Source organism: Enterobacter chuandaensis (genome assembly GCF_039718975.1).
Lineage (GTDB): Bacteria > Pseudomonadota > Gammaproteobacteria > Enterobacterales > Enterobacteriaceae > Enterobacter > Enterobacter chuandaensis.
In genome coordinates, this window is record NZ_CP097173.1 from 4,563,566 (window position 1) to 4,576,758 (window position 13,193).

A 13,193-nucleotide genomic window follows, 5' to 3' on the forward strand; every position below is an offset into this window, starting at 1 on the left:
AACAGGCGGAAAGATCGGGAAATGCGGTCAGCGTCACACTGCCTGCAAACCCTGCCATTACTGGAAACTGTGAACTCCCTCACGTTCACCTTTGCTTTCTTGCCAGCGCGAGATTTGGGCTGTCAGTGGCGAGAAGGTGGCTATTTCTTCCCTTTCTTACACTCCTCGCTAATGACTTAAGAAAGGACCCGACCATGACTTTTCGCCATTGTGTGGCTGTCGATTTAGGCGCATCCAGCGGCCGTGTAATGCTCGCCACCTGGGATTGTGACCAGCACACCCTTACGCTTCGCGAAATGCACCGTTTCGCCAATTGTCTGCAAAAACAGGACGGTTTTGTGACCTGGGATATCGATGCGCTGGAGGCGGAGATCCGCACCGGACTTCACAACGTCTGCGAAGACGGTATCCGCATCGACAGTATCGGCATTGATACCTGGGGCGTGGATTACGTGCTGCTGGACAGTCACGGCGAACGCGTAGGCCTGCCCGTCTCCTACCGCGACAGCCGCACCGATGGGCTGATGGCGCACGCCATCGCGCAGCTTGGCAAAGAGAATATCTATGGTCGCAGCGGCATTCAGTTTCTGCCGTTTAACACGCTGTACCAGCTGCGCGCGCTGGTGGAGCAACAGCCAGAACTGATTGAAAAGGTGGCGCATGCGCTACTGATCCCGGACTACTTAGGCTATCGTCTGACCGGCAACATGAACTGGGAATACACCAACGCCACCACCACGCAGCTGGTCAATATCAACACCGATAACTGGGATGAACACCTGCTGGCATGGACGGGCGCCTCGCCGTCCTGGTTCGGCGCGCCAACCCATCCGGGCAATGTCATCGGCCAGTGGGTTTGCCCGCAGGGGAATGAAATTCCCGTTGTCGCCGTCGCCAGTCACGACACCGCAAGCGCGGTCATTGCCTCGCCGCTCGCCAGCAAAGACGCGGCCTATCTCTCCTCCGGCACCTGGTCGCTGATGGGTTTTGAGAGCAAAACGCCTTACACCAGCGACGCCGCGCTGGCCGCCAATATCACCAACGAAGGCGGTGCCGAAGGACGCTACCGCGTGCTGAAGAACATCATGGGCCTGTGGCTGCTCCAGCGGGTGCTGAAAGAGCAGAACGTCACCGACCTGCCCGCACTTATTGCGGAAACCGAAAAGCTGAAGGCCTGCACCTTCCTGATTAACCCGAACGACGACCGCTTTATTAACCCGGTGCACATGAGCGCTGAGATCCAGGCCGCCTGTTTTGACGCGGGGCAGCCGGTACCTTCCCGCCCCGCCGAGCTGGCGCGCTGTATTTTTGACAGCCTCGCCCTTCTCTATGCCGACATCCTGAGCGAGCTGGCGAGCCTTCGCGGTAAACCGTTCACCCAGCTGCACATCGTGGGCGGCGGCTGCCAGAACCAGCTGCTGAACCAGCTCTGCGCCGATGCCTGCGGCATTACCGTGGTGGCAGGCCCCGTAGAGGCTTCCACGCTCGGCAACATCGGCATTCAGCTGATGACGCTGGATGAACTATCAAACGTTGACGATTTCCGTTCGGTGGTGACGGCGAATAACAGCCTGACCACCTTCACCCCCAATCCCTGCCATGACATTGCCCGCTACCGGGCGCAGTTTCAGCAAAAACGACTGACTAAGGAGCTTTGCGCATGACCACTCAACTTGAACAAGCCTGGGACCTGGCTAAACAGCGTTTCGCCGCCGTCGGCGTGGATGTCGAAGAGGCGCTGCGCCAGCTCGACCGTCTGCCCGTCTCCATGCACTGCTGGCAGGGTGATGACGTCGCCGGTTTCGAGAATCCGGGCGGTTCCCTGACGGGTGGCATTCAGGCAACGGGTAACTACCCGGGCAAAGCGCGCAACGCCACCGAACTGCGTGCGGATCTGGAACTGGCGCTGAGCCTGATCCCGGGGCCAAAACGCCTGAACCTGCACGCGATCTATCTGGAGTCCGACGAGCCGGTGGCGCGTAACGCAATCAAACCGGAGCACTTTAAAAACTGGGTGGAGTGGGCGAAAGCCAACAGGCTGGGTCTGGATTTTAACCCGTCCTGCTTCTCGCACCCGCTGAGCGCCGACGGGTTTACCCTTGCGCACGCCAACGACGAAATCCGCCAGTTCTGGATCGACCATGTCAAAGCCAGCCGCCGCGTCTCGGCGTATTTCGGCGAGCAGCTCGGCACGCCGTCGGTGATGAATATCTGGATCCCGGACGGCATGAAGGACATCACCGTTGACCGTCTGGCCCCGCGCCAGCGCCTGCTGGCCGCGCTGGATGAAGCCATCAGCGAGAAGCTGGACCCGACGCACCACATCGACGCGGTGGAGAGCAAGCTGTTCGGCATTGGCGCAGAAAGCTACACCGTCGGCTCGAACGAGTTCTACATGGGTTATGCCACCAGCCGCCAGACCGCGCTGTGCCTGGATGCAGGCCACTTCCACCCAACGGAAGTTATCTCCGACAAAATTTCCGCCGCCATGCTCTACGTGCCGCGTCTGCTGCTGCACGTCAGCCGTCCGGTGCGCTGGGACAGCGACCACGTGGTGCTGCTGGATGACGAAACCCAGGCGATTGCCAGCGAGATCGTCCGTCACGATCTGTTTGACCGCGTGCACATCGGTCTCGACTTCTTTGACGCCTCCATCAACCGCATCGCGGCGTGGGTTATCGGCACCCGCAACATGAAGAAAGCGCTGCTGCGCGCGCTGCTGGAGCCTGTCGCCGCGCTGAAACAGCTGGAGGCTAACGGTGACTACACCGCGCGTCTGGCGTTGCTGGAGGAGCAAAAATCCCTGCCGTGGCAGGCGGTATGGGAGATGTACTGCCAGCGTCACGATGCGCCTGCGGGCAGCCAGTGGCTAGACAACGTGCGGGCGTATGAGAAAGACGTGTTAAGCAAACGCGGGTAACTGGCCCCTCACCCTAACCCTCACCACGATAACTGGAAAAGAAAATTATGCAGACCATCACCACCTCCTGGTTCGTCCAGGGCATGATCAAAGCCACCTCTGACGCCTGGCTGAAGGGCTGGGACGAGCGCAACGGCGGTAACCTGACGCTGCGCCTGGACGACGCGGATATCGAACCGTTCGCCGCCGATTTCCACCAGAAGCCGCGCTATATCGCGCTGAGCCAGCCGATGCCGCTGCTCGCCAACACACCGTTTATTGTCACCGGCTCCGGGAAGTTTTTCCGCAACGTCCAGCTCGACCCGCAGGCCAATCTCGGCGTCGTGAGGGTAGACAGCGACGGCGCGGGCTACCACATCCTTTGGGGACTAACGGATGAAGCGGTTCCCACCTCTGAACTGCCGGCGCACTTCCTCTCCCACTGCGAACGTATCAAGGCGACTGACGGCAAAGACCGCGTCATCATGCACTGCCACGCCACTAACCTGATCGCCCTGACCTACGTGCTGGAAAATAATTCTGATTTCTTTACCCGCAAGCTGTGGGAAGGCAGTACCGAATGCCTGGTGGTCTTCCCGGACGGCGTCGGCATTCTGCCGTGGATGGTGCCGGGTACGGACGAGATCGGCCAGGCGACCGCCAAAGATATGCAAAAACATTCGCTGGTACTTTGGCCGTTCCACGGCGTCTTCGGCAGCGGTCCGACGCTGGATGAAACCTTCGGCCTGATCGACACCGCCGAGAAATCCGCGGAAGTGCTGGTGAAGGTCTACTCCATGGGCCGCATGAAGCAGACCATCACCCGGGAAGAGCTGATCGCGCTGGGCAAACGTTTTGGTGTTACCCCGATGCAGTCGGCCCTGGATTTATACGCGTAACGCCACAGGCGATAGTTAAGGAGAATTATCATGAGCTTTATGTTGGCACTTCCCAAAATTAGCCTGCATGGTGCGGGCGCAATCGGCGATATGGTCAGCCTGGTGGCGACCAGGCAGTGGGGCAGAGCGCTGATTGTCACCGACGGCCAACTGGTGAAACTGGGCCTGCTCGACAGTCTGTTTTTCGCGCTGGACGCCCATCAAATATCGTATCACCTGTTCGATGAGGTGTTTCCGAACCCGACGGAAGCGCTGGTGCAAAAAGGATTTGCGGCTTACCGGGACGCGGAGTGTGATTACGTGATTGCCTTTGGCGGCGGCAGCCCGATTGATACCGCCAAGGCGATCAAAATTCTCACTGCTAATCCAGGCCCGTCTACCGATTACTCCGGCGTCGGTAAGGTGAAAAACGCGGGCGTGCCGCTGGTGGCGATCAACACTACCGCAGGCACGGCGGCGGAGATGACCAGCAACGCGGTCATCATCGACGCCGCGCGTCAGGTGAAAGAGGTGATTATCGACCCGAATATCATCCCGGATATTGCCGTGGACGATGCCAGCGTGATGCTCGATATTCCCGCCCCGGTGACCGCCGCGACCGGTATGGATGCGTTAACCCACGCCATTGAAGCCTACGTGTCCGTTGGCGCGCACCCGCTGACCGACGCCAACGCGCTGGAAGCGATTCGCCTGATTAACCTCTGGCTGCCGAAAGCGGTCGACGACGGCCATAATCTGGAAGCGCGCGAGCAGATGGCGTTTGGTCAGTATCTGGCGGGCATGGCGTTCAACAGCGCCGGACTCGGCCTTGTGCACGCTCTGGCGCACCAGCCGGGTGCGACGCACAACCTGCCGCACGGCGTGTGCAACGCCATCCTGCTGCCGATCATCGAAAACTTTAACCGCCCGAACGCGGTCGCGCGTTTTGCCCGTGTGGCACAGGCGATGGGCGTCGATACGCGCGGGATGAGCGACGAGGCCGCCAGCATGTCAGCGATTCAGGCGATTCGCGACCTGAGCGCTCGCGTCGGCATTCCGTCCGGCTTTAGCCAGCTCGGCGTGACCAAAGCGGACATCGAGGGCTGGCTGGATAAAGCCCTCGCCGATCCGTGCGCGCCATGCAACCCGCGCACCGCCAGCCGCGATGAGGTCCGCGAGCTCTATCTGGAGGCATTATGATCCGCAAAGCGTTTGTTATGCAGGTCAACCCGGATGCCCACGAGGAGTATACGCGCCGCCACAATCCGATCTGGCCCGAGCTGGAAACGGTGCTGAAAGACCACGGCGCGCACCGCTACGCCATTTATCTCGACAAAGAGCGCAACCTGCTGTTTGCAACGGTGGAGATTGAATCGGAGGAGCGCTGGAAAGCCGTGGCGAACACCGACGTTTGCCAACGCTGGTGGAAACACATGCGGGATGTCATGCCGTCGAACCTGGATAATAGCCCAGTGAGTACCGAGCTGAACGAGGTGTTTTACCTGGCGTGAAGACGTTGCCAGCGTCCTCCTGCAGCAAGGATGCCGGATCCCTGTTAGTTTTGTTCCGCCACCAGCAGCGCATACGTGTCTGGCTCCAGGGCCTTAAAGATGTGCGGCTGGTCGGCCGGGTAGCAGATGTAATCCCCGGCGGCCAGCTCTTCCGCCGCGTCGAGCAGGCCGACCAAGGCCCGCCCCTGCGTCACAATAATATGCTCTACTGCGCCAGGCGAATGCGGCTGAGATATGCGATCGGCGCCTGGCTGGGTCATCAGAAGATAGACATCACGGCGCGCGCCCGGTGGGCATGCGGCGAGCAAAATGGCTTCGTAGTTTGCCTGCCCGGCAACCACTTTCGTGCCTTCGCCACGGCGGATCACCTGCGTGGTCGTCAGCTGCGGCTCCAGCAAGCGGGCGAAGGGAATATCCAGCGCCACGCAAAGCGACCATAGCGTTTCCAGGCTCGGGTTCCCGTTGCCGGATTCCAGCTGGGAAAGGGTAGATTTAGCGATCCCGGCACGGCGGGCAATCTCCGCCAGTGAAAGTCCGGTTCGCGTGCGTTCTCGCACCAGACTTTTGGCGATTACGCTAATTGGCTGCGTCATAAAACGGCCTCTTTGTTCTATAAATCGAACGAATCGTTCATCTTGAAAAACAGTTCTGTTGCGTTCATTATAATGGATACCCGTTCGATATGGCTAAAAATGTATGACGCATCATCTCTCCTGCCTGAAAGGCGACACGATAAAAGCAATCATCCTGGTTTGCCTCGCCGTTGGGGTCGTCGGGATGTCCTATGGCTCACTGGCGATGGCCTACGGCTTCCCGCTGTGGGTGCCGTTTGTCCTCTCCCTCACCGTGCTGGCGGGCGCGTCCGAATTTATGTTTATCGGCATCGTAGCAAGCGGCGGCAACCCGCTGGCGGCAGCCGCGGCCGGTTTGCTGGTCAACGCGCGCCATGTGCCGTTCGGCGTGACGGTGCGTGAACTGGTGGGCAAGCGTGGGTTGAGCTATCTGGGCTGTCACATCATGAACGATGAAAGCGTGGTGTTTGGCCTGTCGCAAAAAACGCCCGAGCAGCGTAAAGCGGCTTACTGGCTGTGCGGTTTAGGCGTGGCGATTATCTGGCCGGTGGGCGCGCTGCTGGGTGCCATGGTCGGCAAACTGCTGCCGGACCCGGAAACCATCGGGCTGGATGCGGTATTCCCGGCGATTTTACTGGCGTTAGTGGTACCTGCGTTTAAAAACCGTACCACGCTGATCCGCGCCTGCAGCGGCGCCGCGCTATCACTGGCCGCCGTACCGTTTGCCCCGGTGGGCTTACCGGTGCTGCTCTCATTACTCGGTCTCGCTGCGAGGAAAAAATAATGGGGAACTTGACGGTCTTTATTCTCGGCATCGCTATTTTGTCTGCAGGAACCTATCTGATGCGGCTCGGCGGAGCGAAACTGGGGAGTCGGCTTGCGCTGTCAGAACGCTCTCAGGCGCTGCTTTCGGACGCGGCAACGGTCTTGCTGTTTTCCGTCGCGCTGGCGACAACGTTCTATGAAGGGGAACACTTCGCCGGCATGGCGCGCGTGCTGGGCGTAGCGTTTGCTGTGTTTCTCGCCTGGCGCAAAATGCCATTAATTGTGGTGATCGTGGCGGCGGCGGTGGTAACGGCGCTGCTGCGCCTGGCGGGGATCCACTAGGAGAAATGCCCGACAGAGCGCGTCTGCCGGGCATCAGAGGGTTTATTGCGCAGAAAGGGTGTCCGCGTTTAGCGTCAGCGTCTCGGTAAAGTCCGTGGCGTTGGTCACGCTGAACGCTTTTTCTGAAAGATAGGTCGTGACCATCATGGTCGCGGTGAACTGCTGGCCCGCCACTTCCGTGCCGTTAACAGCCGCCAGCGCTTTCTCCGGCGGCAGCGTCACCTGGGATGCCCCACCCTGAACGGCAACCGCCCCGATATCGACCGCGGCCAGCTGCACCGCGTTGCCGTCTACCCGTCCATCCTTAAACGCGATCTTCATCGCACCGCTATCCGTAAACCGATACGCCAGATTCTGCCGGGCTGCCCCGCTGATGGAGACACGCATTTTGCGCGTATCCGGACACAGTACCGAGACCTGAAACTCCCGCGTGACCGAGCCATAGCCGTTATAGACTTTGCCGACATGCTCGGCCGATCCCTTTTGCATATCCTCTTTACGGTAGCGGCCATAGTCGACCGTCTTTACCGCAGACATCATTTCACACTGACCATCATCGGCGTGCGCTAGCGTCGGTATCCCTGATACCCCGCAGAGTAACGCGATCGTCAGCGCGTACTTCTGAATGTTATTTAGAGACATTTCCCTGTCACCTCTTCATAGAATTTATTCGGCTCCGCTTCTGGCAGGGTATACGTCAGCTTACAACGCCCCTTATCCAGCTTCGCGTACAGCTGCTGGTTGGCGGAGATATCGTTAAGGAAGATCACGCCATCTTCTGGTGCCGTCGTGACGTACTCACCCGTTTCGTCCACAATGGAGACACCTTCCGGCAGCGGCGTACCGTCCGGGCGGCTGATAGCCAACAGCACGCGACGCTGGCTTAACGTTGCAAACTCCCACTTCGCCACGGCACCGTGAGAAGCCTTGATCGCCGTTCTACCGTTTCTCACATCGAGGTTGCCTGGCAGACTTTCCGTGTTGATCTCGATTGTGCTTTCGCGGAACGGTGACAGCGCGGGGATCACCGCCTGGCCCCATTTATCCGTCCATACCGGGCCACGCGTCGTGCCAATCTCAATGTCTGCCACCGGTTTATCCAGTTTGGCGATGGCATAGGTGTCCGCCACGCGGTAAGGCGAGAAGGTCACGCCATCGCTATGCGCCACAATCCCGCCGCTCAGTGCCGCAGAATAGTTCGTGTTGCTGTCGTTATCGCCACCTGCCGCCAGCGCCAGGTTGGTGTAATGCAGGTTGCTGTTCAGCGAGCTATCCCAGCTGGTGGTGTTCTCGTCATGATCCTGAGTCACGCCAACTGTGTACTGGTTCGCATCGTTGAGCGATCCCATCGCACGGGTGCCGTAGGAGCTCTTACCTTCACTTTCACGATACCAGGAGCTGGTGTTGACGCCCGTACGTCCGAGTGGGATCGAGACGTTCACATAGAACATGTCGTTGTCGCTGTCCTCGTTACGGCTGACGTCAGACTCCCAGTTCACGCTCACGTTGAAGTATTTAAAGGTCTGTGACCATGACGTAATAAAGCGGCGGCTGTCGTATTCGCTGTTCCAGCTCTCATTGCGGTAGTAGCTCAGGGAGAAGCGGCCAAGGGCAGGGCTGGACCAGTTGATGCCGACGTTAGTGTCGTATTTGGTCTGCGATATATCGTCTTCGTCACCGTAAAGCTCCGTCATCTCGCGATAATCCGGCGTGCCGTAGCTGCCGCCCATCGAAATACCGATGCCCCATGGCAGAGAATACCCCAGGTCGAGCGTCGTTTTGTTGCCGTCCGTTTGCGTCTGGTTGTCTATTGACGCCAGAAAACCGAGTGAGGCGTACAGGTTCTGCATCGGGACGGTATCCAGGTTGCCGGAGAAACCGTAATAGTGGTTATCCGCCATCACCATACCGGCGAGGAAGTTCATGCGCTTGTTGATGGACCAACCGTTGTTGGCAGACACCACCCACGGATTTTCAAAACGCGATTCCATGTCGTCTTCAACGCGTCCTACCGCCATCGTGAAGCCTGGCGCGCGGCCCACGTGGTTGCTGCGGAAGGTGCTCGCCGCGACGGTAAAGCGGTTTTCGCTACCGTCGGTCTCGGTCACCGTCACGTTCAGGTCGGTGTTGAGGTTAGCCAGCGGCACATCGTCCAGATTAAACGGCCCGGCCGGTACCAGCGTTGAATAGATCAGTTGTCCGCCCTGGCGGATATCCACGCGCGCCTGCGGGTTACGGGCGATACCGGAGACTTCCACACCGGTCCCTGCCTGAGGCAAAAGTGCGGTATCCGGCATCATCTGTACTCCGTAGATAGACGGAATGCTGAAGCGGCTGTTGGCCACGTTAATCTGGCCACCCTGCACCATCACGCCATAATCGGTGAACGTGCGCTGAGCGTAGGTATAAAGGGATTCAACGTCAAAGCTCTGGTCGCTGCCGTCGCTGATGAATTGTGTGCTGCGTACAATCCAGTCCCCGGCGTTAAAGCCCAGTTCAAAGGTAGACTGGAAACGATCTGCGTTATCATCGTCATACTGGTTATGGGTGCCGAACATGGAGTAATTCAGCATCGCCGCACGCCCGCCACGGACTTCCGCGAACTGACGCCCAAAATTGGGATCCAATGCTTCCGGCGGGACCACAACCGATATTTCTTCGATATCCGGCGAAGACTGGATCGTCGAGCCGGACCAGTACTGATGAATTTTTGGGCAGTTGCCTCGTCTGGTTTTTTTAATCAGACCCGCGTTTTCCAGAAAGTCCTCATCAATACAGGGCGTACCTTCTTCATCAAATTTCACCGGCATAAGGGTACGCTGCTTACCGTTAATATTCACGGTCACGTTATGATAGCCGGGAGCAAAACGAGGTGCCATGGAATAGTATTCAGCAATCGCCGGGTCTAACCCTTGGTTTTTTAATGCATCGGTATCAAATATCGCTCTCGCCAATTCTATAGATTCATTTTCTATAGGGGTTACTTCAGCCCGAATACTGAAAGCTAGCGCCGAAAGGCAAAACGCAAGCATTCCCTTTTTACAGGAAACGTTTAACATAACTACTCCATGTGATGTTTGCTTTTTTATTTGAAATCGGCGATATAATTCTTAGCCTTATAGCCGTAACGGGTTGCCGGATATATTTCAATTTTCTTTTCTAATGATGAAAATTTTACATCCGCATTGGCTGTCATTGTTTCACCCGGCAATATATAGGTTTTAGGGAATTTCGCTGCTGTACCGGAGGGTAATAATTTCACTTGTTGCTCCATACGAACAACATAAGGCGTCTTATTCTCGACAGTGACAACGCCATTTTTAACCTGCCAGGTTAAGTCCTTCCAGGGCTCAAGATTAACCGCCAGCCCAGCTGGACGAATAATAACAGGAAGATTCTGGCTAAAGGTGACCTTAACTTTATTCTTTTCCCGCTGCGGAATAGCGCTAAAAACCACACGTTTAAGGTGCTCAACCTTCAAAGGTTCGTTACTGCCTTTCAACACAAAGCGTACACGCTGAGTTTTACCTGCATCCACACGTACCACAGGCTGTGTAACAATCAGTCCAGGTTTTTGATCATCAGCTAAATCGATGACTTTTGTGTAGAGCAATTGTGCATCAGCATCGGTGTTTTTCACATCCATACTGGCGCCCTGTTCATCTTCGTTAACAATCAGCAATGATGTATCTGGCACCATCCCGGCAGCCATCGTGTTGAACGAAGCTAACAGGCAGGCGCAAATGAGCGTTCTTTTCAGACTCAGCATAATATTAATCCATTAATATTAATAAATAACACTCCACGAACATGGAGTGTTTCATTTTCCGGCGGAAAAATTACAGATAAACTAACTCAACGTTTGTTAAGCCATCCAGAGTGGCTTCATCAGTAATACTCAAATCGTTGGTAGGGTTAATCATCGCTGCTACGCCGACATTAAAGTTAACATTAGTCTGCGGAACAGGGTCACCGCCTAAGGTGTCACTGAAAGAGTACATCTCGCTCTTATCAGTCGTTACCTGCAAATAACGAACACCAGATTTATTACCCCAATCCATGTTACCGCCGCTTGCCATGGTATAAGTTGGATACAGTACGTCTCCAGCTTCGTTTGTCACTGCACCACTCGTTTGTTGAATACCAAGTGAGTAAGCGCCAATTTTTTTACCGTTATACATACCCAGACCCGCAGTATACTTCGGCTCGAGAGCAAAATCTAAATCAACAAATGATGTGGGTAAATCTTCTGTAGGTGCAGAATCAGCGTGTGCATCGTTAAAGGTTACGGCAATACGCGTAGCATCTTCACAGGTAATATTGACAGGAACAATTTTAACATCGGCTAATGGGGTTACGGCGGTTGAATTTAACGATGCCACTTTCATCGTGCCAAAATCTGCGATTCCTCCGCCGCTGGTGAATGTCGGCGTGCATGAAGAAGGCAGAATTTTACCCGTAACCTGAATATCAATACTGGATGCCGCCATTGCTGAGGACGCCGCTACAGCCAGCACGGATGCCAGCATCCCTTTTTTAAACATCGCGTTCATTTTATTTCCTTATATAAGTGAAATACAAAATAAACCAGATAATGAATATCTGGCCTGGGGTTATTACTTAAAACAGTTTGTTTTTGGAAAGTAGCATTACAGATAAATTCGATCAATGCTTCAAAAGTCTTTTAGGATTTACGCCTGAGGAATTCCTTAAAACTCAGGATTAATTATATTTTCACTGAATATGAAACCGGTAATATAGCATCAAAAAAACACAATGCATTCTTTTGATAAATACATACAGAAGGCTGGTCTGACCTTATATTTGAAATGTGTATGGAATTGCTTAATTTCAAACAAAAGTGACCAAAGAGGTGAAACATTTACATTTATTGTTTCATTAATCAGGAATAGCTTAGAAGATATGCGAGGAGATAGCGGGAAGGAATAGCAAAAAGTAAACCTGTCCCGGCTCCGAAGAGCAGGGACAGCGGCAACATAGCTTACTTGTTCAGTTCAGCGGTCATATGCACGCGGTTACCGGAAAATGCCTGGGTAATCTTGTAAGAAGACGCGCCCGCTTCCTGAGCCTGAGCAGCGATTTTCGCTTCTGCGCCATCAATGGTAGACGCGGTTGCGGTCACCGTCTGTGCAGCGAAAGAACCGAAAGAAGTAGCCAGAGCGATTACAGCGACAAAAGTTTTGATGCTTTTCATAATATAAACCCTTTCATTAAGTTGTTTAGGTAAGGCACCGTGCCTTGATGAGATAAATATTAGCCCTCATCCTGAACAACTAAAAGCGGAAGGATTTGCTATTATCATTCAAAATTATTGATTAATCATTAATCGCTGTGGATGGGTATAAATCGTCGCCCTTCCCGGCTTGCAGAAGCCCACCAGCGTCAGGTTGCAGCGCTCCGCGACTTCTACCGCCAGCGTGGTTGCCGCCGACACCGCAAACAGAATTTCCACGCCGCACATCGCGGACTTCTGCACCATCTCATAGCTTGCACGGCTGGAAACAAGCGCCGCGCCCTGCTGCCAGAGATCGCTTTCCTGCGCACGACGGCCTAATAGCTTGTCGAGCGCGACGTGGCGGCCTACGTCCTCATGCCCCCCGGCAATATCTCCTGACGGCAATACCCACGCCGCCGCGTGCGTGCAGCCACTCAATTGGCCGATGGGCTGTACGTCGTTGAGATGTTCCAGCGCATAGTCAAGATGCGCCAGATTAAAGGTCTGGGTAAAAGGCAGTGGCGCAACGGGCTTGCCAATATCGTTAAGCTGCTCAACACCACAAACGCCGCACCCGGTACGCCCGGCCAGCGCGCGACGGCGCTCTTTCAGCCCCATAAAGCGGCGGCTGGAGAGTTCAATTTGCACTTCCAGACCGTTACACGCCTGAACCACGTCCATGCCGTAGATCTCCTGCGGATGCGCAATGATGCCTTCCGAGAGGGAAAACCCGATGGCGAACAGTTCGAGATCTTTGGGTGAGGCCATCATCACCACATGAGAAATACCGTTGTAAACGAGGGCAACGGGCACTTCTTCCGCCAGAAAATCGGGCGTGGTATGGGTAATATGGGGCGGTCTGCGTACCGACAGTTCCACAATGCCCGCAGGCAGTGGCGATGAGCGGGTAGCACGGTTTTGTTTAGACACAGCGGTATTCCTGAACAACCACGGAAGTAAGCCTGCTATTGCAGCATAAACCACAGGCCT

At 55.7% G+C, this 13,193-nt stretch carries 14 protein-coding genes; 7 read left to right on the top strand and 7 right to left on the bottom strand.

What is annotated here, in order from left to right:
* Positions 1-194: 194 nt before the first annotated feature.
* The 5 genes from rhaB to rhaM are packed head-to-tail and all read left to right on the top strand — an operon-like array spanning position 195 to position 5,288.
* Positions 195-1,664 (top strand): rhamnulokinase, encoded by a 1,470-nt coding sequence (gene rhaB / locus MX657_RS21920; RefSeq protein ID WP_346806800.1) that lies wholly within the window; start codon positions 195-197, stop codon positions 1,662-1,664.
* Positions 1,661-2,920 carry an L-rhamnose isomerase gene (gene rhaA, locus MX657_RS21925; RefSeq protein ID WP_119916923.1) on the top strand — a complete coding sequence of 420 codons (1,260 nt, stop codon included), beginning with the start codon at positions 1,661-1,663 and terminating at the stop codon, positions 2,918-2,920. Before rhaB ends, rhaA begins: the two co-directional genes overlap by 4 nt.
* 47 nt (positions 2,921-2,967) lie before the next feature.
* Positions 2,968-3,798 carry a rhamnulose-1-phosphate aldolase gene (gene rhaD, locus MX657_RS21930; protein WP_346806801.1) on the top strand — a complete coding sequence of 277 codons (831 nt, stop codon included), beginning with the start codon at positions 2,968-2,970 and terminating at the stop codon, positions 3,796-3,798.
* A 30-nt stretch (positions 3,799-3,828) separates the two neighbouring features.
* Positions 3,829-4,977 (top strand): lactaldehyde reductase, encoded by a 1,149-nt coding sequence (gene fucO, locus MX657_RS21935; RefSeq protein WP_346806803.1) that lies wholly within the window; start codon positions 3,829-3,831, stop codon positions 4,975-4,977.
* Positions 4,974-5,288, top strand: a complete 315-nt coding sequence (gene rhaM, locus MX657_RS21940; RefSeq protein WP_346806805.1) for an L-rhamnose mutarotase — start codon at positions 4,974-4,976, stop codon at positions 5,286-5,288. The genes fucO and rhaM overlap by 4 nt, the downstream gene beginning before the upstream one ends.
* 44 nt (positions 5,289-5,332) lie before the next feature.
* Here the strand turns inward: rhaM and MX657_RS21945 are convergent, their stop codons facing one another.
* Complete coding sequence (locus tag MX657_RS21945; protein WP_346806807.1) at positions 5,333-5,881, bottom strand: helix-turn-helix domain-containing protein; 549 nt, start codon at positions 5,879-5,881, stop codon at positions 5,333-5,335.
* A gap of 103 nt (positions 5,882-5,984) precedes the next feature.
* Between MX657_RS21945 and MX657_RS21950 the strand changes: the two genes are divergently transcribed.
* Together MX657_RS21950 and MX657_RS21955 are read left to right on the top strand one after the other, a co-directional pair.
* Positions 5,985-6,644, top strand: a complete 660-nt coding sequence (locus MX657_RS21950) for an AzlC family ABC transporter permease (RefSeq protein WP_080330303.1) — start codon at positions 5,985-5,987, stop codon at positions 6,642-6,644.
* A complete protein-coding gene (locus tag MX657_RS21955) occupies positions 6,644-6,967 on the top strand; it encodes an AzlD domain-containing protein (protein WP_346806809.1) in 324 nt (107 codons plus the stop codon). Before MX657_RS21950 ends, MX657_RS21955 begins: the two co-directional genes overlap by 1 nt.
* A gap of 42 nt (positions 6,968-7,009) precedes the next feature.
* On the opposite strand, the gene MX657_RS21960 is transcribed toward MX657_RS21955, so the two are convergent.
* The 6 genes from MX657_RS21960 to fdhD form a co-directional block, all read right to left on the bottom strand.
* Positions 7,010-7,609, bottom strand: a complete 600-nt coding sequence (locus tag MX657_RS21960) for a hypothetical protein (protein ID WP_080330301.1) — start codon at positions 7,607-7,609, stop codon at positions 7,010-7,012.
* Positions 7,600-10,026 carry a fimbrial biogenesis usher protein gene (locus MX657_RS21965; protein WP_346806810.1) on the bottom strand — a complete coding sequence of 809 codons (2,427 nt, stop codon included), beginning with the start codon at positions 10,024-10,026 and terminating at the stop codon, positions 7,600-7,602. Before MX657_RS21965 ends, MX657_RS21960 begins: the two co-directional genes overlap by 10 nt.
* Positions 10,027-10,052: 26 nt before the next feature.
* Positions 10,053-10,736, bottom strand: coding sequence for a fimbria/pilus chaperone family protein (locus MX657_RS21970; protein ID WP_119916930.1), 684 nt, complete (start codon positions 10,734-10,736; stop codon positions 10,053-10,055).
* Between the two features lie 70 nt (positions 10,737-10,806).
* The gene (locus tag MX657_RS21975; RefSeq protein WP_119916931.1) at positions 10,807-11,520 is read right to left on the bottom strand and encodes a DUF1120 domain-containing protein; all 714 of its coding nucleotides are present in this window, start codon (positions 11,518-11,520) and stop codon (positions 10,807-10,809) included.
* A gap of 449 nt (positions 11,521-11,969) precedes the next feature.
* On the bottom strand, positions 11,970-12,182 hold the full coding sequence (locus MX657_RS21980) for a DUF1471 domain-containing protein (RefSeq protein ID WP_014072382.1): 213 nt from the start codon (positions 12,180-12,182) through the stop codon (positions 11,970-11,972).
* A 114-nt stretch (positions 12,183-12,296) separates the two neighbouring features.
* Complete coding sequence (gene fdhD, locus MX657_RS21985) at positions 12,297-13,133, bottom strand: formate dehydrogenase accessory sulfurtransferase FdhD (RefSeq protein ID WP_346806813.1); 837 nt, start codon at positions 13,131-13,133, stop codon at positions 12,297-12,299.
* Positions 13,134-13,193: the final 60 nt, after the last annotated feature.